Here is a 19,911-nt window from a genome sequence, read left to right on the forward strand (position 1 = left end):
GCGGTGTCGCGAAACCCCGTGGCACAGCTCACTTTCGGCCCAGTGCGGGTCGGCCGAACGGGCATCATCACATCTTTGCGACAGGATTCTCAGGCTATTCCCAGCTAACGCGGTGATCCTCGAAGACAGGCCCGCTCGGGCTCTTTCGGGGAAGCAAGGGGATTCTGTCGTGCTGCTCACGTCCCGGAGCCGCCGGATCGGCGGCCGTGTCGTGCTGGGCGTGGTGTCGACGCTGGTGCTGGGTGCCACCGGGTACGCGTGGTCGCAGCTGCACCGGCTCGACACCGGGATCGTCACGGCTGACGTCATCCCGCCCGCGGCGCAGGTTCCCGAGACACCGACCGGACAACCGCTGCAGGTGGCGCAGAACATCCTCCTGGTCGGACTCGACTCGCGCACCGACTCCAACGGGAACCCGTTGCCACAGAACGTGCTCGACTCGTTGCACGCCGGCAGCGGCGAAGACGGGGGCAGCACCACCGACACGATGATCGTGGTCCACCTGCCGGCGGGCGGCGCGGCCGCCACGGCGATCTCCATTCCGCGTGACTCCTATGTGGACGTCCCGGGCTACGGCAAGCACAAGATCAACTCGGCGTACAGCCGGGCGCGGGCGTCCGCGCGTTCGCACCTGTCGGGCCAGGGGCTCAGCGGGCCGCAGCTCGAGGTGGCCGCCGATGCCGAGGGCGCGAAGTCCGCGATCGCCACCGTCGAGAAGCTCACCGGGCTCACGATCAACCACTACGCGGCGGTGAACCTCGCCGGGTTCGCGGCGCTGAGCCAGGCCGTCGGCGGCGTGCAGGTGTGCCTGAACAACCCGGTGCACGACACCTACTCCGGTGCGAACTTCGCGGCGGGTCCGCAGACGCTGTCCGGCGCTCAGGCGCTGGCGTTCGTGCGGCAGCGCCACGGCCTGGCAGGCGGTGACCTCGACCGGATCGCGCGCCAGCAGGCGTTCCTGGCCGGCATGGCGAAGAACGTGCTCGGCTCCGGCACGCTGACCAGCCCGGACAAGCTGTCGGCGCTCGTCGACGCGCTGCAGGGTTCGGTGGTGCTCGACAAGGGCTGGGACGTGCTGAGTTTCGCCCAGCAGCTGCACGGCATCAGCTCCGGCACCATCGGCTTCGTCACGATCCCGGTGCAGAGCCTTTCGCTGGCCACACCGTCGGACGGCGACGCGGTGAAGGTGGACCCGGAGCAGGTCAAGACGTTCGTGCAGGACCAGCTGAGCTCGTCTTCGGTGTCGGCCTCCGGCGGAACCCGCAAGACGGAGACTCCCACCACACCGGGCAGCCACGGTGGTGTGCGCCCGATCGCCGTCACGAAGTCGGTGAACCCACCCTCGGGCACCTCCACCGCCGGAACGCCACAACAGCCGGTGACGTCGAACGCCACCGGCTGTGTGAACTGACCAGGCGCTCGGTCATACGAAGGCGCTCTGCCCCGTGATCGCCTTGCCCACGATCAGCGTGTTCATCTCGCGGGTGCCCTCGAAGGAGTAGATGGCCTCCGCGTCGGCGAAGAACCGTGCGATGTCGTGGTCGAGCACGATGCCGTTGCCGCCGAAGATCTCGCGGCCCCAGGCGACGACCTCGCGCATCCGCGAGGTGACGAACGCCTTCGCGAGCGAGGAGTGCTCGTCCTTGAAGATCCCCGCGTCCTGCAGGCGGGCCAGCTGCACGAGCATGCCCCACGACGCGGTGATGTTGCCGAGGCTCTTCACGAGCAGGTCCTGCACCAGCTGGAACCGCGCGATCGGACGGCCGAACTGCTTGCGCTCCTTCGCGTAGTCCAGCGCGAGCTCGTAGGCGCCGATCATCACGCCCAGCGCCTGCCACGCGACGCCGCCGCGGGTGGCGCGCAGGATCTCCGCGACGTCGCGGAAGGAGTCGATGCCCTGCAGGCGATTCGCCTCCGGCACGCGCACGTCGGTGAGGGTGATCTCGGCGTTCTCGACGATGCGGAACGCGATCTTGTTCTCGATCTTCACGGGTGAGAAGCCCGGCGTCCCCTTCTCGACGACGAAGCCCTTGACGTTGTTGTCGTCGACGTCGCGCGCCCAGACCACCACGTAGTCGGCGAAGGTCGCGTTGCCGATCCAGCGCTTGGCCCCATTGAGGATCCAGGAGTCGCCGTCTTTCTCGGCGGTGGTGCGCATGCCGCCGGCCACATCGGACCCACCGAGCGGCTCGGTCATCGCGAACGCGCCGATCTTGTCCATCGCGGCCATCTCGGGAAGCCAGCGGTCGCGCTGCTCCTGGCTGCCGCCCGAGTAGATCGAGTACATCGCGAGTCCGTTGTGGACACCGAAGAACGTGGCGACCGAGGCGTCGGTGCGGCTCATCTCCATGGCCATCATGCCGGTGAGCAGGTGGCTGGTGGCGGCGCGGTGCTCGCCGTAGCCCTCGTACGGCAGGCCCGCGAGTCCGCTCGCGCGGAACTTCGCGATGAGCTCCTTCGGGAAGGTGCCGGCGGCCCAGTTCTCGTTCACCAGCGGCTTGACCTCGTCGCGCATGAAGCTGCGGGCCTTGAGCAGGAGTTTGCGCTCTTCGTCGCTCAGCAGCGTCTCGTAGTCGTAGAAGTCGGCGACGAGCTGGTCTTCAAGAGTGGTGGTGGCCATGTCAGTTCTCCTCCTTGGTGCTGTCCAGTGCGGACAGGACAGCGAGCTGCTTGCGGTCGCGCGCCTCGGCGAGTTCCGAGTACGTGGAGGAGCCGTAAGCCTTTTCGACGGCTTCGACGAGCCGTTCGGTTTCTTCCGGGGTCTGTGCGGGCTGCCCGAGGCCGGCCCACATCTTCTTCATCGACGGGCCGATGTGCTGGGCCATGTGCCGGTAGCCGCCGGGACCGCCGCCCAGGTGCGAGCCGAGGAACGGCCCGACCGTGGCCCAGCGGATGCCGAGCGAGTTGGTCATCACCTTGTCGAGGTTCTCGGGTGTCACCACACCCTGCTCGACCAGGTAGATCGCCTCGCGGCTCAGCGCGTTCTGCAGCCGGTTGCCGACGAAGCCGGGGATCTCCTTGCGCTCCACCACCGGCACGCGGCCGAGGAAGGTGTAGAAGTCGACGGCCGCCTGCGTTGCGTCCTCACCGGTGCGCTCGCCGGGCACGACCTCCACGAGCGGGATGAGGTGCGGCGGGTTGAACGGGTGTCCGATGAGGATCCGGCTCGCGTCGGCCAGCTCGCCGGTGAAGGCGGTCGAGGGGATTGCCGACGACGAGCTCAGCAGCAGCGCGTGCTTCGGCGCGGCTGCCACCAGCGTGGCGAACAGGTCCTTTTTGAACTCGACGCTCTCCGGGCCGTTCTCCTGCACCACGTCGGCGTCCCGCACGGCGTCGGCCACCCCGTCGGCGATCTGCACGCGGTGGGCGATTCCGTCGACGTCCAGACCCTGGGCCTCGAGGTGCGGGGTGAACTCGGCCAAGGCGGTCGCGACGGCCTCGGCGAGGTCGGGGCGCGGGTCGGTGACCTTGACGGTGAGGCCGTGGCCGGCGAACAGCGCGGTCCAGGACAGGCCGATGGTGCCGGCTCCGATCACGGCTGCACTGTGGAACTCGGCAACACTGCGGAATTCGGTGCTCATCGCTGTGCTCCCTTCAGGTAGTCGTGGACCGGCGTGACGGGGGCGAGGGTCAGGTCGGTGAGGATGTGGCTCGCGGAGACGATCTCGCGCACCGGAAGGTCGGCCAGCGGCGCCAGCACGTGCTCGAACAGCTGCAGCCGCGCGGGGCCGGTCCAGGCCGCCTTGACGACGACGTCGGTGATCTCGGTGCGGACGAGCTCCATCACGCGGGGCGCGCCGTCGTAGCCGGGGATGATCTTCAGCATGAACGTCGGCACGGTGATCTGGGCCTTCGCCTCGGCCGGGTCCAGTGCGAAGTGCTTGTAGCCCATGGTCGCGGTGGCCACGCGCAGCGTGCCGTAATCCAGCGTGCCGACGAGCGCGCCGTTGTCGACATAGAGGTTCGGCGCCCCGATGGTCTTCGGGTAGGCGCTGACCTCGCGGCCCGACGCGGTGGCCGGGAAGTTGTCGAGGTACATCGCGTGCAGGTACTCGCCGCGCTCGCCGTCGAAGGTGACGGGGATGGCCTGGCCCGACTCGGTGTAGGGGCCGTAGCCGCTCACGTCGCCCATCTTCATGACCTCGAAGCGCACCAGCGGTTCTTCGATCTCGAGCGGCTCCGGCACGACGGCACGAAGGGCTTCGGGGTCGGTGCGGTAGACGATGTTGAAGTACTCGCGGTCGGTGAACCGCGGCACCATCGGCGCGAACGCGGGGTTCACGAGCGGCGTGGTCACGTGCGCCACGACGTCTTCTTGCTTCATGGTCGTCACCGTCCGGTCCACTGGGGCGCGCGGCGCTCGGCGAAGGCGGTCATGCCCTCGCGAACGTCGGCGGAGGTCATCAGGGTCTTGAGTTCTTCACGCTGCGCGGCGAACGCCTCGGGCTCGGGAGTCCCGCCGGCGGCGCGCACGATCTTCTTCACCGCGGCCAGCGCGATCGGCGCGTTCTGCGCCACCAGCTCGGCCAGCTGCAGCGCGACGGCGGTCGCTTCGCCGGCCGTGACCACGCGATTGGCCAGGCCGAGCTCACCGGCCCGGCGGCCGGTGATCGGCTCACCCGTCAGCAGCAGCTCCATCGCGAGGTGGTGGGGGAGCCGCTTCGGCAGGCGGATCACGCCGCCGCCCGCGGCGACCAGGCCGCGTTTCACCTCGGGCAGCCCGAACTTCGCGTCTTCACCGGCCACGATCAGGTCGCAGCCCAGCGCGAGTTCGAACCCGCCGCCCATGGCCCAACCTTCGACCGCGGCGATCAACGGCTTGGTCAGCTCGGCCTCGGTCAGCCCGCCGAACCCGCGGCCCGGGATCTCCGGGCTGTCGCCGGCCAGCGCGGCCTTGAGGTCCATGCCGGCGCTGAAGGTGCCTTCGGCGCCGGTGAGGACACCCGCCCGCAGCGTCGGGTCGCCCTCCAGGGTGTCCAGCGCTTCCGCCAGCCCGGCCGCGACGGCCGCGTTCACGGCGTTGCGGGTCTGCGGGCGATCGATCGTGATCAGCAGCGTGGTGCCGATCCGCTCGGTGCGCACTTCGGTGGTCATGACGTCACTTCTTTTCTGCGACTGTAGGTTCAGCGGTTCGCGAGTTCCGCGAGGACTTCGGCGGTGTCCTGGCCGGCGACCGGGGCCGGGCGGCGGATCGAGCCGGGCGTGGCGGAGAAGCGCACCGGGATGCCGACCGTGCGGATGGTGCCCTCGGTCGGGTGCTCGACGGTGTCGAGCAGGTGGCCTTCACGCACGTATTCGTCTTCGTGGGCGCGGTCCAGTTCGAGGACGGGCGCGAACGGGATGCTGTGCTTGGCGCAGACCTCGGCCCATTCGGCGGTGGTGAGCGCGGGGGCGCACTCGTCGATGAGCTCCGCGAGGGCGTCGACGTCGGCGTTGTCGATCGCCTCGCCGTTCACACGCCGGTCCTCGACCAGGTCGGCGCGGCCGGCGGCGGCGAAGAAGTCGCGGAAGTTCTGCGGGTTGTAGGGGATCACGCAGGCGAGGCCGTCCTTCGTCGGCGCCGCGCGGTGGCCCTGCGACATCGACAGCGGGAAGCCCGTCGGGCCCTGCGCCGGCTCGAACACGTGCCCGGCGAGGTGCTCCACGAGGTTGAACGCGATGAGCGTGTCGGTCATCGGGATCTCGATCTGCTGGCCGGCGCCGGTGCGGTCGCGGTGGTGCAGCGCGGCGAGCACGGTGTAGACGATCGTCAGCGACGAAACCTTGTCGCCCAGGATGGTCGGCAGGTAGACCGGCTTGCCGATCGCGCGGTTGGCGATGTCGACCAGGCCCGAGGCGGCCTGCACGGTCTCGTCGTAAGCGGCGTTGCCGGCACGGTCGGAGTCACTGCGGAAGCCCTGCGCGTGGGCGTAGATCAGGCCCGGGTTGCGCTTCGCGACCTCGGCGTAGTCCAGGCCGAGCCGCGCCAGAGCGCCGGGGCGCATGTTGGTGATCAGCACGTCGGCGGTGCCGATCAGCGTCAGCGCCTGCTCGCGCTCGCCGGCGTCCTTGAGGTTCAGGGCGACGCTGCGCTTGTTGCGGTTCACGTTGAGGTTGAGCGAGGTCATCCCCGGCGTGGTGCGGTACTGGCCCACGCGGACGGTGTCGGCGGGGGACTCGATCTTGATCACGTCGGCGCCCAGGTCACCGAGGATCTGCGCCGCGTACGGGCCCATCACCACGGTCGAGAGGTCGATCACGCGCACCCCGTCCAGCGGTCCGGTGGCGGTGTTCTGCTCGTCCATCTTCGATCCTTTCGCACCTGCTGTTCTTGCTCTGCCACCGAAGTTAGTAGCGCAGGTGAAGAAAGGGAATGATCATGTCGCGCAGAATGGTATGACCACAGCGATCACACCATTCTTGCGCGGTTTCAGCTGGTCAGGGGTTCGGCGAAGATCTCGCGCGCGGCGGTGACGAGCTCGGCCAGGTCGCCGCTGTCGCCCCGGTCACGTCGCCAGAGCAGGTTGGTTTCCAGCTCGGGCTGGAAATCGGTGAAGGGGAGCACGGCGACGTTTTCGAGCCGGTAGAGGTGCATGGGGCTGGCCTCGTCGAGCATGGAAATGGAAAACGCCAGCCCGGAGGAAATGATTTCCGAGACGCCCGAATAGCCGGTGTTCGCCAGTTTGAGCCGTTTCTTGATACCCAGCGACATCAATTGGTGGTCGAGCTGTTCGAAATACGCCGGCGTGGAATCCTCGGGTGCGGCGAGGTAGGCGAACCCGGACAGCTCGGCCAGGCTCACCGACTGGCGGCCGGCGAACTGGTCGGCGGGCACCACGGCGCCGAGGCGTTCGGACATCGCCGGCAGTGCTTCGAGCGCCGGATCGGTCACGGGCATGCGCGCCAGCGTCAGCGCGAGCCGCCCGTCGAGCACGGCGTCGACGAGGTCGGGGCTGGCGCCGGGCCAGCGCTTGAGCTCGAACCGCTCGCGCACCCGCTCGGCCAGCGCCGTGACGCGGTCGCGCAGGTCCGGGTGCACGCCCGCGGGCATGCCGAGGAACACGGTGCTGCGCTGGGGTTCCGTCGCCTCGCGCAGCCGCCACGGGATGGAGTTCACCTGCTCCAGCACGTCGCGCGCAATCGGCAGCAGCGCGGTGCCCGCGGCGGTGAGGGTGACGTGGTGGGTGCTGCGGTCGAACAGCTTCTGGCCGAGTTCGTGCTCGAGGTCCTTGATCCGCTGGCTCAACGGCGACGCGGCCATGTGGAGCCGCCGCGCGGCCGCCGAGAAGTTCAGCTCTTCGGCGACGGCCACGAAGTAGCGCAGGTGCAGCATTTCCACGGCGTGAGCTTAACCCGTGCGGGCTTGACCGGCGCCGGTCTGACCGGGTGTCGGCGCTGCCTCGGCGGATCACGCGCAGCAGCCGTTCGGTGCGGGGTTTTCCGCACCGGGCAAGGCGATTCCCGTCACGAGCACCAGCAGGTCGAGGGGCTCGACGTCCTCGTCGAGGCCGGCGCGGGTGGTGAGGGAGGTGGCTGTGTCGGTGATCACCGCGTGCCAGCGGGCGAATAGCTCCTCGCGGTCGCCGCCGGGATCGTCCGTTATGGACAGTGCGAGGTCGCTTTGTCCCGGACGTGGTCGAGGAAGAGCCCGAGCCACGTGAACAGCGCGGCCTAGGGGTCCCCGGTGTGCGAGCAGGGCCTGGCCCTCGGCCCTGAGCGTTTCGACCTCTTCGGCGTAGACCGCCGCGAGCAAGTCGCGCCGCCGGGGGAAGTGGCGGTATGGCGGTGCGCGTCGAGCAGAACGTGAGCGACGGCGAGTTCTCCGAGAACCGCTACACGAGCACCGGCACTCAGGTCTCCACCGGCCGGTCGTACGCCGTGACCAGCATGGACATGGTTCGGGTGCACGACGGGCGGATCGTCGAGCACTGGGCGATCATGGACGTGACGGACCGGGCGGCGCAGCTGCGAGCGGGAGGGTGATCGTGAACGCGGCGCCACCTTCGGGGGCGGGTCCGGCCCGGAGCGCGCCGCCCATGCGCTCGACCAGGCCGTGGACCAGGGCCAGGCCGATGCCGGAGCCGACGGGGCGGTGGTCGCGGTAGCGCTTGTTCAGCACGCCGCGCTCGAAGGCCACGGCGTAGTCCTCCGGCGCGAGGCCGGGTCCGCCGTCGCGCACCGCGAGGTGCGCGTGCCCCTGGTCCACGACCAGGGAGAACACCATCGGCGCGCCGGCCGGGGTCACGCGCAGGGCGTTTTCCGCGAGGCCGTCGACCACCTGTTGCAGGCGCCGCGCGTCGGCGGTGACGAGCACCGGGGCGGCGGGCGAATCGACGTACAGAGGCACGTTTTCGCGTTCGCAGCGCAGCTGCCAGACCTGCGCGCGGTCGCCGACGAGCGCGGCCAGGTCGAGCGTCGCGAGGTCGAGACGGAACTCGTCGGCGCCGAGGCGGGCGAGTTCGAGCAGGTCGCTCACCAGGCGTTCGAGCCGCTGAGCCTCGCGGTGGATGGTCTCGCCCGCGCGGCGCGCGTCGGGACCCTCGGCGACGCCGTCGGCGAGGGCTTCGGCGAAGCCGGTCACCGCGGTGAGCGGGGTGCGCAGCTCGTGGGACACCGACAGCAGGAACTCCCGCTGGCGCGCCTCGCTGTGGGCCAGGGCGTCGGCCAGTTCGTTGAGCGAGCCCGCGACCTCGGCGACCTCGACGGGTCCTTCCACCGGCACGCGCACGTCGCGCCGGCCGGTGCGCAGGCTGACCGCCGCGGCCGCCGCCTTCCGCAGGGGCCGGCCGAGCAGCCGTCCGGACGCGTACCCGGCGACGGCCGCCACCAGCAGCCCGATGCCCAGCGCCAGCGCGATGTTGCGGACCAGCGCGCGTTGCGTCGCCTCGCCGCTGCGCGCGGGCTGGACCAGCGCGAACGCCGCCGCGCGCGGGCCGACGGCCCGGACTTCCACGAGGTACTGCTGCCCGTCCACGATCACCCGGTCCGACTGGTTGGTCCCCGACGCGAGCCCGGCGCGTTCGGCCACGCGGGTCGACGTCGCGTCGCCCACGTCCTGGCCCCCGGGACGCCGCACGACCACGGCGATGCCCTGGCCACGCACCACGTCGGCGACCTTGCTGACGCCGAGGCGGTTGCCGATGCCGGTGTCGTCGAGCTGGGTCGCGACCACGTCGGCCTGGGCTTTCAGCGACTGCTGCAGCACGGTGTCGGCGGTCGTGCGCACGAGCCGCGTCGCCACCAGGCCTGAGACGATCACGGCGATCCCGGCCACCGCCAGGCACACGACCGTGATGCGCAGCGCGAGCGTGCCTCTCATCCGGCGTCCGCCGCGTAGCCGATGCCGCGAACCGTCCTGATCGGACTGTGCGCACCGAGTTTCGCGCGCAGCTGAGCCACGTGCACGTCGACCGTGCGCGTGCCCGCCGCGGCCGCGTAGCCCCACACGGCGGACAGCAGCTGGTCGCGCGAGAGCACCCGGCCGGGGTGGCGCACGAGGTGGGTGAGCAGGTCGAACTCCGTGGACGTCAGCGTGATCTCCTGCTCTCCCGCCCACGCCCGCCGGCTCGTCACGTCCACGCGCGCGCCGCCGCACTCGAACGTCTCCGCGGCCGGCGTACCCCCGGACGCGCGGCGCAGCACCGTGCGCACGCGCGCGGCGAGCTCGCGTGGGCTGAACGGTTTGGTGAGGTAGTCGTCGGCGCCGATCTCCAGGCCGAGCAGCCGGTCGAGCTCGTCGTCGCGCGCGGTGACGAACAGGACCGGCGTCCAGTCGCCGGCCGCACGCAACGCCTTGCAGATCTCGATCCCGTCCATTCCGGACAGTCCGATGTCGAGCACCACGGCTACCGGCTTGAGCCGCCGGACGGCCCCCAGCGCGGCCGCACCGTCCGACTCCACGTGCACGCCGAACCCGTCGCGCCGCAGGTACATCGCCGCGAGCTCGGCAATCGCGGCCTCGTCCTCGACGACCAGGACGAGGCCCCGCCCGGCTGACCCCATGCGGGCTCCCGTTCTCCCTCTCCGCCAACGTCGCCCGAGAGGCTACGCGGCTCAGGGTGAGCCGTCGCCCGCCATGTCCGACTCGATGCTGTCCAGTGTCGACTGGATGCCGTTGAGCTCACTCGTCGCCTGCGAGCCCCCGCCGGACGGGGCCGCCGAGTCGCCGCCGTCGCAGGCGGTGCACCCGAGGGCCAGGAGCGCGGCCGCCCCGATCGCGGCCGCGAGCCGGGCCGCCCTCACTTCGTGCCCGCGGGCTTGCAGTGGGCCGAGGCGAAGGCGTCGAGTTTGCCCTTCGCGTCGCCGAGCTGGCTGATGCGGCTCTGACGCTTGTCCGCGCGTTTCTGCAAGCGGTCGGCGGCCGCGGTGTGGCCCTTGGCCTTCTGGTCGGCCGCGCGCGCCTTGAGGTTCGCGACGGAGCCGGCGATCTCGGCGCCACCGTTGATGCGGTCGGTCAGGTTCTGCGCGCGCTTCTGCAGCTTGGGCACCCAGTCGCCGCAGACCTGCTGCGATTCCGCGGGGCTGAGCGTGATCGGGGCCACCGACGGCGGCGCCGGGGGAGCCGTGGTGTCCGCCACAGCCAGCGGTGTCACGACCAGCAGCCCGGCCGCGACACCGCCGCCCGCCAACGCCAGCCGCCGGGTCCAGGTGGTAACTCGCATCGTTCGTTCTCCCTCTCGTGACCGGTGAGTTCCGGGTACACGCAGTACCTTCTCGTCCCGGTGTACGAGGGGTGTGGGGCGAATGTTCGGGCTTCGTAAAGCCCGGGCCTACTCCGCGCCGAGCCGGTGCAGGACCGCGGCCGCGAGCGCCGTGCGTTCGAGCATGCCCTCGACGCTGATGTGCTCGTGGCGCGCGTGGGCACCGTCGCCGACGGCGCCGAAGCCGTCGAGGACCGGGTGGCCCAGGGCGGCCACGAAGTTGCCGTCGCTGGCGCCGCCGACGGAGCATTCGCGCAGGGTCACGCCGAGCTCGGCCGCGAGGTCGCGGGCGAGCTCGTAGAGCCGTGCGATGCTCTCCGAACGTTCCATGACGGGCCGGTTCCAGCCGCCCTCCACCACCACGGTGGCACGCGGGTCGTGGGCCGTGATGGCGGCGACGCCCGCGTCGATGCGGGCGGCTTCGGCTGCGCTGGACACACGCACGTCGATCTCGCCGCGGGCCGACCCCGCGATCACGTTCTGCCTGCTGCCGCCGGAGATCACGCCGACGTTCACGGTGGTCCCGGCGTCGAGGTCGGTCAGCGCGTGCAGCGCCAGGATCGCCCGGGCCAGCTCGTCGATCGCGCTCGCGCCCTTCGTCGGGTCGAGGCCCGCGTGCGACTCCACGCCTTTCGCGTGCACCTGGAACAGGCCCACGCCCTTGCGCGAGGTCTTCACGGCACCGTCGGCGCTCGCCTCGAACACCAGGGTCGCGCGAGTGCCCGCGGCCGCCTCCTCGATCGTCGGCCGCGAGGCGGGGCTGCCGAGCTCCTCGTCGCCGTTGAGGACCAGGCGGATCGCCGGGCGCGGCAGACCGGCGGCGTCGAGCGCCCGCAGCGCCCACACGGCGTGGACCAGGCCCGACTTCATGTCGAAGATCCCCGGCCCGGTCGCGCGGTCGCCGTCGACGGTGAACGGCCACTCGGCGAGCGTGCCCAGCGGCCACACGGTGTCGTAGTGGCAGAGCAGGAGCACGGGCTGCTCGCCGGCGCCGGGGTAGTCGTAGACCTTGATGTCGCCGTGGCGGCCGCCGTCGACTTCGCGTACGGCGGCCGGCTCGCCCAGCCGGGTACGCAGCCATTCGTCCACCCAGGACAGTCCGCGGGTGAGACTTTCCTTGTCGTCACTGGGAGTCTCGATGCCGACGTACTCGGCGAGGTCGGCGAGCAGGTCGTCGCGGTGCGCGCGCACCCACTCGTGCAGCTCCCGGATCCCGGTCACAGGTGTGCCTCCAGTTCGGTGAGGTGGTCCTCGGACATCGCGGTGCCGGCCTCGACGTCGCCCAGGCGCTTGAGCACGGCTTTCAGCAGCGGCAGGCCGATCCCCAGCGCGGCGGCTTCATCGAGCACCGGCGCGTAGTGGTGGAAGACCTCCACCGGACGGTGGCGCACGGCGATGTCGCGCCAGATCCCGCTGCGGTCCTTCGGCTGCGAGCGCAGCCAGGCCACGAGCCGGTCCGTCGCCGCTTCCCGCCCGTCGGCTCCCGGCAGGTACACGGCCGGGTCGAACTGGTCGAACGGCTCCAGCACGCGCGAGCCTGCCGCGGCGAACACCTCGGCCGCGAGAGCGTGCATCAGCGGCCGGTGCCGGTCGATGAGGTCGGCCATCGGCGCGTCGGCCAGCGCGGTCGTGGTCAGCATCGCGCCGAACCCGAGCTTGGCCCACAGGTAACCCTCGACGTTGGCGGTCGCCTTCGCCGGGCCCCACGCCTGCAGGTCGGCCACGACCTCCTCGACGCGGCCGCTGATCCGGCCGTCGGGCTCGCCGACGACCAGGGCGCCGGCCCCGCCGTCGCGCACCACGCCGGGCTCGGCGACGTCGGCGAAGAGGTTCACGAACGCGCCCACCGTGCGCCCGGCGCCGACGAACGAGGCGATGAGCTGCTCGTTGAGCCCGTTCTGCAGCGATACCACGAACCCGTCGGCCGCGAGGCGTGGTTCGAGCCACTGCATGGCGTGCTCAGTGGCCTGGGCTTTCACCGCGAGCAGCACGCGGCCCAGCTCCGGCGGCGCCTCGTCGGGGACGAACGCCGGGAGGTCGACGCGCTCCGTGCCTTCGGGCCGCACCAGGGTGAGTCCCTGCGAGCTGATCGCGGCCACGTGGGCCGCGTCCGCGTCGACGACCACCACCGGGTGCCCGGCTTTCGCGAGGTGGAACGCCAGCGTGCCGCCGATCGCGCCGCCACCGACCACCGTGTACGAGCGTTCAGACATGCGTGGTTCCCTTCTGCGGCATGCCTTCTTGGACCGCCGTTTCGCCGGACCAGTGCAACGGCAGGCCCGCCGCACCCGCGGTCGAGCCGCCGTCGACGCGCAGCACCGTGCCGGTGATCCACCCGGCCTCCGGGCCGGCCAGCCAGAACACGGCGCCGGCGATCTCACCCGGCGCGCCGCGGCGGCCGAGCGGGTTCACCGACACGGCCGCCGCGTAGGCCTCGGTCACGGGGTTGGCTTCGCTGTCGACCGTGACGAACCCGGGGCTCACGGCGTTGACGCGGATGCCGTGCGGGCCGAGTTCCACGGCGCACGCCTTGGTCGCCATCTCCAGCGCGGCCTTCGACGTCGCGTAGTGCGAGGCGCCGGGGCGCGCGCGAGTGGCGGCGCCGGAGGAGATGTTCACGACCGTGCCGGCGGTGCCGGCGGCCACGTGCTTGCGTCCGAACGCGACGGTAGTCAGCACCGCGGCTCGCACGTTCACGTCCTGCACGCGGTCCCACCGCTGCGCCGTCATGTCGAGCAGCCGCGTGGCGGGGTAGATGCCGGCGGCGTTGACCAGCACGTCGACCGCGCCGGCCGCGTCCACCAGGCCTTCGGCGTAGGCGGCGTCGGCGAGGTCGCCGGGCAGCTCGGTCACAGCCGCGCCGTGGTCGGCGCGCAGCTTTTCGGCCACTGTGGACAGTTCGGCCGGACGCAGGTCCGCGCACGCCAGCCGGTCGCCCGCGGCGGCGAAGCGGGCCGCGATCGCGGCCCCGATCCCGCCGGCGGCGCCGGTCACCAGGACAGTACGCATCTAGAGCTGTTTTCCCTTCGTCTCGGGCATCGTGAGGTACACGGCGACGCCGATCAGCGCGGCGACGGCGACGTAGATCCACACGAGGTCACCGTGGTGGTTGGCGTTGAGCCAGGTCGTGATGTACGGCGCGGTGCCGCCGAACACGGCGACGGCCAGCGCGTAGGGCAGCCCGATGCCGGTGGTGCGCACCTCGGGCGGGAACTGCTCGGCCATGATCACGGCGCAGTTGGCCGAGTAACCGACGATCAGCACGAGCCCGATGAGCTCGATCACGAACACGCTCCAGAACCCGTTGGCCAGGAAGTGGAACGCGGGCCACGCGAAGATCACGAACCCGGCCGCGAACGCCGTCGTCGTGGGCTTGCGGCCGATGCGGTCGGACAGCAGGCCGCCGAAGGGCAGCAGGCAGATGAACACGAGCATGGCCAGCGTGTTGGCCAGCAGCGCCGTCTTGAGCGGGATGCCGGTGGCGAGGTGGGCATAGGCCGGCATGTAGCTGACCCACACGTAGTAGATGAGCGTGCCGGCGATCGTCACGCCGGCCACGCGCAGCGCCGCACCCGGGTGGTCGCGGAACATGGCGACGACGGGGTTGCGGCGCGGCTTGGCGGTGATCTTGCCGAACGCCTCCGTCTCGTGCACCGAGCGGCGCAGCCACAGGCCGACCAGGCCCAGCAGCCCGGCGACGCCGAACGCGAGCCGCCAGCCCCAGCCGTGCAGGTCGGAGTCGGACAGCGTCGAGTTGAGGATGGTGCCCAGCAGGGCGGCGATGAGCGAGCCGGCACCGACGGAGACCTGTTGCCAGGATCCGGCGAACGCGCGGCGCCCGGTGGCGGCCGACTCGATGAGGAACGCCGACGACGAACCGAACTCGCCGCCCGCCGAGAAGCCCTGCACGAGCCGTGCCAGCAGCAGCACGATCGGAGCGCCGACGCCGATCTGGGTGTAGGTGGGGCAGACCGCGATCACGATCGACGCGCCCGCCATCAGCGAGATGGTGAGCGTGAGGCCCTTCTTGCGGCCACGCCGGTCGGCGTAGGCGCCGAGCACCGCGCCGCCGATCGGGCGCATCACGAAACCGACCGCGAACACGGCCAACGTGGACAGCAGGGCCGTGGTTTCGTTGCCGCCGGCGAAGAACTGGCCGGCGAACACGGGGGAGAACGTGGCGTACACCGCCCAGTCGACCCATTCTACGGTGTTGCCGATGGCGCCGGCGACGATCGCCTTGCGCTGCTGCGGGTTGAGCCGATGGGTGGCGACGGAGGTGTCCGAAGTGGACGGGACCGTGGTCATGGGTGGGCCTCCCCGCTGGTGAGGACGTGGTCGACGACCTGGGCGTGGGTGGCGAACCACACGCCGTCGTGGCCGCTGATGTGGTCGAGCAGCTCGGTGAGGATCGCGACGCGCGAGCGGTGGCCGATGATGTGCGGGTGCATGGTGAGCTGGAAGAGCCCGCCTTCGGCGTACGCGGCGTCGAACTCGTCGCGCCAGATCGAGAGCACCCCGCGTGGCGGCGTATACGGCCGCAGCGAGGCGAAGCGGTCCATCATGAAATACGGCGCGTCGTCGCGGATCCACTCCACGGGCAGCTCGACGATGCCGGTGGGCTCGCCATTCTCGATCAGCTCGTAGCAGTCGTCGTCGGCCATCAGCGAGGAGTCGTACTTCAGGCCGAGCTCGCGCGTGATGGTGAGCGTGTGGGCCGAGAAGTCCCACGACGGCGTGCGGATGCCGACCGGACGGGTGCCGGTGAGGCGTTCCAGCACGTCGGCGGCGCGGAAGGCGAGGTCACGCTCCTCGGTCTCCGTGAGCGCGGTGTTGCGTTCGTGGATCCAGCCGTGCAGGGCCACCTCGTGCCCGGCGTCCACATAGGACTTGACCTCGCCGTCGTGCAGCAGCGCCGACACGGCGGGGACGAAGAAGGACGCGGGCGCGCCGAAGCGGTCCAGCAGCTTGAGCAGACGCGGCACGCCGACGCGGGCGCCGTACTCGCCTTGCGCGAGCTTGCCGGGCAGCACTTCGCCGTCACGCAGGGCGGGCGTCTCGTGGTCGGAGTCGAACGACAGCGCCACGGCCACCTTCGCGCCGCCCGGCCACGAAGCCGGGCGCAGCGACCGGCCGGCGCGGACGTGCTCGACGTGCCCCCGCCACGTCTTCTCGTCCCAGAGCCACGGTTGTTCGGTCATGCTTCCTCCCAGGTTGCTGTGGCCGCGGGCGTGGGCGACCAGGCGCGTTTGAGGGTCGATACCTGCAGGGTCACGTCGGCTTCCCGCAGGCCCGGCAGGGCGCCGACGACGTCGGTGGTGTGACGGTAGAGCTCGCCGTAGTGGCGCAGCACGATCTGGCCGACGAGGTTGAAGCGGCCGGTCGTGGCGCTGAGGTACTTGGTGCCCGCGTGCGCGGCGAGCTGCTGCCCGGCGCGGTCGAGCTCGGCCGGGACGACCGAGAGCCAGAGCATGAACTCCAGCGCGTAGCCGAACATCGCGGGCTCGGCGAGCGTGCGGAACCGCAGGCAGCCGCGGCGTACGAGGGAGTCGACGCGGCGCGCGACGGTGGACTCGCTCGTGCCGACCTGGCGGGAGACCTCTTTGAACGAGAGCCGGCCGTCTTCGCCGAGCGCGGCGCTGATCGCGAGGTCCAGCTCGTCGAGCTGCTCCGGCGGGCGTTCCCAGTGCTGTTCCTCGAACGGGCGCACCTCGCCGCCGCGCAGCTCGGCCGCCGCTTCCGCGCTGAGCTCGCCGGAGTTCCAGTCGTGGTTGGAGGTGAACGTGCGCATCACCGCGAAGGTCTCGGCGTCGCGGACGTTGTCGGCGGCGGGGAAATCGCCCTGCAGACGGGCGATGTCGCGGTAGGTCGGGAGCACGAACTCGGCGGAGCAGTCGGCGCTGCCGGCGAGCACGGTGGCGTAGCGGACCTCGGGCCGCGCGGCCAGCTCCTCGGCGACGGCGGCCGCGGTGCCCGGCCGGCATCGCAGCCGCGCCAGCACCGGCACGCCGAGGCCGCAGCGCAGCACGTCGACCACGCCGATCACGCGCAGCTGGCCGGATTCCGTCAGCTGGCCGGCACGGCGCAGCACGGTGGACTCGCTCGTGCCCACGTGCCGGGCGATCGCGCCCCACGACGCGCGCCCGTTGAGCTGCAGCGCGGCGACGATGCGCCGGTCGAGATCGCTGACTTTGACGTCGTCGGGCATGCCTGCATCGTGGATGCAGGAAAACGTCAAGTCAAGGGTCAGGTCTGCAAGAAACCAGCGTTCTGGAGGCTCAGGAAGCGTTCCATCGCCGCGTCGACGGCTTCCCGGTCACCCGTGGTGACGAGGTCGAGCAGCAGCCCGCGCGCCACGGCGAGGCCGAGCCGGGCCTGTGCCGCGCGGTGCTGCTCGGGCACGCCGAGCCGTTCGAGCAGCACCTCGATGGGCCCGAGCCAGCCGTCGATCACGCCGTCGAGGAACTCGGCCGTGCCGGGCGCGCCGCCGAGGGCTTGGCCGTAGAGCTGGAAGAAGAGCTTTTCGTTGTGGCGCAGCGCTTCGTCGGTGAGCCGGCGCCAGAACGCGCGCGCCAGCTCGTCCGGCGGCAGGCTCGAGTCGAGGTCGGCCAGCACGGCGCGCTGCCGGCGTTCCACCTCGCGCGCGAGCTCCGTGAGCAGGCCTTCTTTCGAGCCGAAGTGATAGATGAGCATCCGGTGGCTCGTGCCCAGCGCCGTCGCGAGCGCTCGAAGGCTCTGGTCCGCCCCGTTTCGCGCGATGTGCTCGGTGGCCGCGTCGAGGAGCTTCGCCCTTGCCTCCGTCATGTACCAGATGGTACATGTACCACGTGGTACACGCGCTTCGAGGAGGCCTGATGCAACGAATCTCGGTCCGGGCCCACACGTCCGCCGACTCGGCGACGGTCTACGCGCTCCTGCGCGACGGCGAGAGCTGGCCGCGCTGGTCGCCGCTGGGCTCGTTCGAACTGGCGCAGGCGGGCGCGGCCGAGCGCGAGGGGCTGGGCGCGCTGCGCGTGTTCCGCACCGGCCGCACGCGCTCGTGCGAGGAGGTGATCGAACTGGTCCCCGACCGCCGGTTCGGCTACGCGCTGCGCAGCGGCCTGCCCCTGCGCGACTACCGCGCGTACGTCGACCTCACCCCGGTCGACGGCGGCACGGAGATCCACTGGCACTCGTCGTTCACGGGCAAGGTGCCGGGGACGGGGTGGTTCTACCGGCTGGTGCTCGGGCGGTTCATCGGCCGGGTGGTGGCGGGTCTGGTGGCGGAGACTTCGCGGGTGGCCCGGTAGGGCCCGGCGCCGGGGTTCGGGCAGCGCTGCGCCGGGGGTGCGGCGTTGTCCGGTGATGTCCCGGCCGGGGGCGTCCGGGAGTGTTACTCTCTTTGGGAGAGTGACACCGAGGAGGCCTGTGGTGCTGGGAAACCCTTACGACCGCGACTGCCCGACCCGTCAGCTCCTCGACCGCATCGGCGACCAGTGGACCGTCCTCATCGTCGGCTCGCTGCGCGAAGGCCCGCTGCGCTTCACCCAGATCGGCAAACGCGTCGAGGGCATCTCCCAGAAGGTCCTGACGCAAACCCTGCGCAGCCTCGTCCGCGACGGCATCCTCACGCGCACCGCGTACCCCGTCATCCCACCCCGCGTGGAATACGAACTCACCCCGCTGGGCCGTGACCTGGCCGAGCCTCTCGACATGCTCGCCGGCTGGGCCCGCCACCACATGAACCAGGTGACCGCCGCCCGTGAAGCCTTCGACGCGGAACACGCGCCGGCATCGGCTTGAGCGCCGGGGCATGACGAACCGCTGGGTCGGCGTGACCGTCGACTGCGTTGACGTGGAACGGGTCGCGGAGTTCTGGAGCGCGCTGCTGGACCGCCCGCAGGACCGGTCCAGGCCCGGCTGGGTCTACCTCGGCCACGCGGGCGACCCACAGCCCCGCCTCGTCTTCCAGCCCGTGACCGAACCGAACCACGGCAAGGTGCGCTTGCACCTCGACGTCGCGGTCGACGACATCGCCGAGGGCGTCGCCCAGGTGCTGGCTCTCGGCGGTCGGTCGACCGGTGAACGGCACGACTACGTCGAAGGCGTTGTCGTCGTGATGGCCGACCCGGAACAGCACGGGTTCTGCCTGGTCGAGTACTTCTGACCCGGACCGTGGGTCACCACGCCAGCGCGGCTCGCCCGAGAAAGGACCCCGACCGGATCCGCTCGTGCACGGCGCGCACCTCTTCCGGTCCGACCACGGCGCTCACCAACGGCCGGACCCGCCCGAAAGTGACCAGTTCGGCGGCGAGCCCGACCTCGTACCGCGAGGCGTACCGGCAGCCGAGCACGGCGAGCTGGGACAGGACGAGCTCACGCGAAGAGACCGTGAACTCCTCGTCCCGCATCGAGGTCAGGCACATCAGCGACCCGTTTTTCGCCAGGTGGTCGAGGGCCCAGCGCTGCGCGGGCGCCCGGCCGTACAGGTCGATCACCACGTCGGCCTTTCCCGCCCAGGGCGGCGGAAGCGCGATCGCGCCGAAGTCGGACGAGTCGACGGCCCGCACCCCCAGCTCCGCTTCGAGGTACTCGAGCTTGTCCGGCACCACGTCCAGCCCCACCACCTCGGCCCCGTACGCCCGCGCCACCTGGACCATGTGCAGCCCGACTCCTCCGCCGGCCGCGAGCACCGCGACCCGCGTCCGCGGTCCGAGCCCCGCGCGGCGGGCGATGTGCACCGGAGTCGCGATGGCGTCGGGAATCGTGGTCGCGGCCACGGGGTCGACCTCGCGCGGGACCTCGATCGCGTTGAGGGACGGGAGAACCGCGTACTCGGCATAACCGCCGTCGATCGCGACGCCGACGTTGCCGCGGAAGTTCAGGCACGTGGAATCCCGCGACGCCAGGCATTCGCGGCACGTGCCGCACACGAGGTAGAAGTACGCCATCACCCGCCGGCCTACCAGCGCCGGGTCGGTGTCGGAACCCACGGCTTCGACGATCCCGACCAGTTCGTGCCCGGGCACCCGGGGCAGATGGGACTCTTCCGCGCCGAGCTGCCCGTTCATGCACTGCAGCACCGTCACGCCGATGCCGCAGGCCTCGACCCGCACGAGGACCTCCCCCCGTGACGGCTCCGGTTCGGCGACTACCACCGGTTCGAGGGCGCCACCCCACGCCGAGATCCGCAAAGCCCGCACGTCGCCTCCTCGTAGTGGCGCTGAGGCTACTGCAATCGTTCGCAAGACGC

The 19,911-nt window shown here is 71.0% G+C and carries 24 protein-coding genes; 5 read left to right on the plus strand and 19 right to left on the minus strand.

Translation table 11 applies throughout. The annotated features are described in order from the left end of the window. Window positions 1-169: 169 nt before the first annotated feature. Window positions 170-1,411 (plus strand): LCP family protein, encoded by a 1,242-nt coding sequence (locus tag QRX50_RS24945; protein ID WP_285965605.1) that lies wholly within the window; start codon window positions 170-172, stop codon window positions 1,409-1,411. A gap of 12 nt (window positions 1,412-1,423) precedes the next feature. Here QRX50_RS24945 and QRX50_RS24950 read toward each other — a convergent pair whose 3' ends face one another. The 7 genes from QRX50_RS24950 to QRX50_RS24980 form a co-directional block, all read right to left on the minus strand. Beyond that, window positions 1,424-2,620, minus strand: coding sequence for an acyl-CoA dehydrogenase family protein (locus QRX50_RS24950; RefSeq protein ID WP_285965606.1), 1,197 nt, complete (start codon window positions 2,618-2,620; stop codon window positions 1,424-1,426). Window position 2,621: 1 nt separating this feature from the next. Then, a complete protein-coding gene (locus QRX50_RS24955; protein ID WP_285965607.1) occupies window positions 2,622-3,581 on the minus strand; it encodes a 3-hydroxyacyl-CoA dehydrogenase NAD-binding domain-containing protein in 960 nt (319 codons plus the stop codon). Next, a complete protein-coding gene (locus QRX50_RS24960; protein WP_285965608.1) occupies window positions 3,578-4,324 on the minus strand; it encodes an acetoacetate decarboxylase in 747 nt (248 codons plus the stop codon). Before QRX50_RS24960 ends, QRX50_RS24955 begins: the two co-directional genes overlap by 4 nt. A gap of 5 nt (window positions 4,325-4,329) precedes the next feature. Then, on the minus strand, window positions 4,330-5,094 hold the full coding sequence (locus tag QRX50_RS24965) for a crotonase/enoyl-CoA hydratase family protein (protein WP_285965609.1): 765 nt from the start codon (window positions 5,092-5,094) through the stop codon (window positions 4,330-4,332). Between the two features lie 29 nt (window positions 5,095-5,123). Further along, window positions 5,124-6,284 carry a CaiB/BaiF CoA transferase family protein gene (locus QRX50_RS24970; protein ID WP_285965610.1) on the minus strand — a complete coding sequence of 387 codons (1,161 nt, stop codon included), beginning with the start codon at window positions 6,282-6,284 and terminating at the stop codon, window positions 5,124-5,126. A gap of 125 nt (window positions 6,285-6,409) precedes the next feature. Next, window positions 6,410-7,318: a LysR family transcriptional regulator gene (locus tag QRX50_RS24975; protein ID WP_285965611.1), complete on the minus strand. Its 909-nt coding sequence runs from the start codon at window positions 7,316-7,318 to the stop codon at window positions 6,410-6,412. Window positions 7,319-7,387: 69 nt separating this feature from the next. Then, a complete protein-coding gene (locus tag QRX50_RS24980) occupies window positions 7,388-7,528 on the minus strand; it encodes a hypothetical protein (RefSeq protein WP_285965612.1) in 141 nt (46 codons plus the stop codon). Window positions 7,529-7,758: 230 nt separating this feature from the next. Between QRX50_RS24980 and QRX50_RS24985 the strand changes: the two genes are divergently transcribed. Continuing rightward, a complete protein-coding gene (locus tag QRX50_RS24985; RefSeq protein ID WP_285965613.1) occupies window positions 7,759-7,962 on the plus strand; it encodes an ester cyclase in 204 nt (67 codons plus the stop codon). Here QRX50_RS24985 and QRX50_RS24990 read toward each other — a convergent pair. The 11 genes from QRX50_RS24990 to QRX50_RS25040 form a co-directional block, all read right to left on the minus strand. Next, window positions 7,916-9,298 (minus strand): HAMP domain-containing sensor histidine kinase, encoded by a 1,383-nt coding sequence (locus QRX50_RS24990; protein WP_285965614.1) that lies wholly within the window; start codon window positions 9,296-9,298, stop codon window positions 7,916-7,918. The genes QRX50_RS24985 and QRX50_RS24990 overlap by 47 nt on opposite strands. Then, entirely contained in the window at window positions 9,295-9,981 is a 687-nt protein-coding gene (locus QRX50_RS24995) for a response regulator transcription factor (RefSeq protein ID WP_285965615.1), read from the minus strand. Before QRX50_RS24995 ends, QRX50_RS24990 begins: the two co-directional genes overlap by 4 nt. Before the next feature lie 51 nt (window positions 9,982-10,032). Then, window positions 10,033-10,221 (minus strand): hypothetical protein, encoded by a 189-nt coding sequence (locus QRX50_RS25000; RefSeq protein WP_285965616.1) that lies wholly within the window; start codon window positions 10,219-10,221, stop codon window positions 10,033-10,035. Beyond that, window positions 10,218-10,640 carry a hypothetical protein gene (locus QRX50_RS25005; RefSeq protein ID WP_285965617.1) on the minus strand — a complete coding sequence of 141 codons (423 nt, stop codon included), beginning with the start codon at window positions 10,638-10,640 and terminating at the stop codon, window positions 10,218-10,220. Before QRX50_RS25005 ends, QRX50_RS25000 begins: the two co-directional genes overlap by 4 nt. Before the next feature lie 108 nt (window positions 10,641-10,748). After that, window positions 10,749-11,900, minus strand: a complete 1,152-nt coding sequence (locus QRX50_RS25010) for a M20 family metallopeptidase (RefSeq protein ID WP_285965618.1) — start codon at window positions 11,898-11,900, stop codon at window positions 10,749-10,751. After that, window positions 11,897-12,892 carry a ketopantoate reductase family protein gene (locus QRX50_RS25015; protein ID WP_285965619.1) on the minus strand — a complete coding sequence of 332 codons (996 nt, stop codon included), beginning with the start codon at window positions 12,890-12,892 and terminating at the stop codon, window positions 11,897-11,899. The genes QRX50_RS25010 and QRX50_RS25015 overlap by 4 nt, the downstream gene beginning before the upstream one ends. Further along, entirely contained in the window at window positions 12,885-13,688 is an 804-nt protein-coding gene (locus QRX50_RS25020; RefSeq protein WP_285965620.1) for an SDR family NAD(P)-dependent oxidoreductase, read from the minus strand. The genes QRX50_RS25015 and QRX50_RS25020 overlap by 8 nt, the downstream gene beginning before the upstream one ends. Next, window positions 13,689-14,987: an MFS transporter gene (locus QRX50_RS25025; RefSeq protein WP_285965621.1), complete on the minus strand. Its 1,299-nt coding sequence runs from the start codon at window positions 14,985-14,987 to the stop codon at window positions 13,689-13,691. Next, complete coding sequence (locus QRX50_RS25030) at window positions 14,984-15,880, minus strand: polysaccharide deacetylase family protein (protein WP_285965622.1); 897 nt, start codon at window positions 15,878-15,880, stop codon at window positions 14,984-14,986. The genes QRX50_RS25025 and QRX50_RS25030 overlap by 4 nt, the downstream gene beginning before the upstream one ends. After that, window positions 15,877-16,887, minus strand: coding sequence for an Lrp/AsnC family transcriptional regulator (locus QRX50_RS25035; protein ID WP_285965623.1), 1,011 nt, complete (start codon window positions 16,885-16,887; stop codon window positions 15,877-15,879). The genes QRX50_RS25030 and QRX50_RS25035 overlap by 4 nt, the downstream gene beginning before the upstream one ends. Window positions 16,888-16,925: 38 nt before the next feature. Beyond that, window positions 16,926-17,483, minus strand: coding sequence for a TetR/AcrR family transcriptional regulator (locus tag QRX50_RS25040; protein ID WP_285965624.1), 558 nt, complete (start codon window positions 17,481-17,483; stop codon window positions 16,926-16,928). Window positions 17,484-17,533: 50 nt separating this feature from the next. Between QRX50_RS25040 and QRX50_RS25045 the strand changes: the two genes are divergently transcribed. From QRX50_RS25045 to QRX50_RS25055, 3 genes are all read left to right on the plus strand, one after another. Next, window positions 17,534-17,968: an SRPBCC family protein gene (locus tag QRX50_RS25045; protein WP_285965625.1), complete on the plus strand. Its 435-nt coding sequence runs from the start codon at window positions 17,534-17,536 to the stop codon at window positions 17,966-17,968. 121 nt (window positions 17,969-18,089) lie between these two features. Further along, window positions 18,090-18,461 (plus strand): winged helix-turn-helix transcriptional regulator, encoded by a 372-nt coding sequence (locus QRX50_RS25050; protein WP_285965626.1) that lies wholly within the window; start codon window positions 18,090-18,092, stop codon window positions 18,459-18,461. Between the two features lie 10 nt (window positions 18,462-18,471). Beyond that, window positions 18,472-18,825: a VOC family protein gene (locus tag QRX50_RS25055; RefSeq protein WP_285965627.1), complete on the plus strand. Its 354-nt coding sequence runs from the start codon at window positions 18,472-18,474 to the stop codon at window positions 18,823-18,825. 13 nt (window positions 18,826-18,838) lie between these two features. On the opposite strand, the gene QRX50_RS25060 is transcribed toward QRX50_RS25055, so the two are convergent. Next, window positions 18,839-19,861 carry an alcohol dehydrogenase catalytic domain-containing protein gene (locus tag QRX50_RS25060; protein WP_285965628.1) on the minus strand — a complete coding sequence of 341 codons (1,023 nt, stop codon included), beginning with the start codon at window positions 19,859-19,861 and terminating at the stop codon, window positions 18,839-18,841. Between the last annotated feature and the right edge of the window lie 50 nt (window positions 19,862-19,911).

It is taken from the genome of Amycolatopsis sp. 2-15 (assembly GCF_030285625.1).
Taxonomy (GTDB): domain Bacteria; phylum Actinomycetota; class Actinomycetes; order Mycobacteriales; family Pseudonocardiaceae; genus Amycolatopsis; species Amycolatopsis carbonis.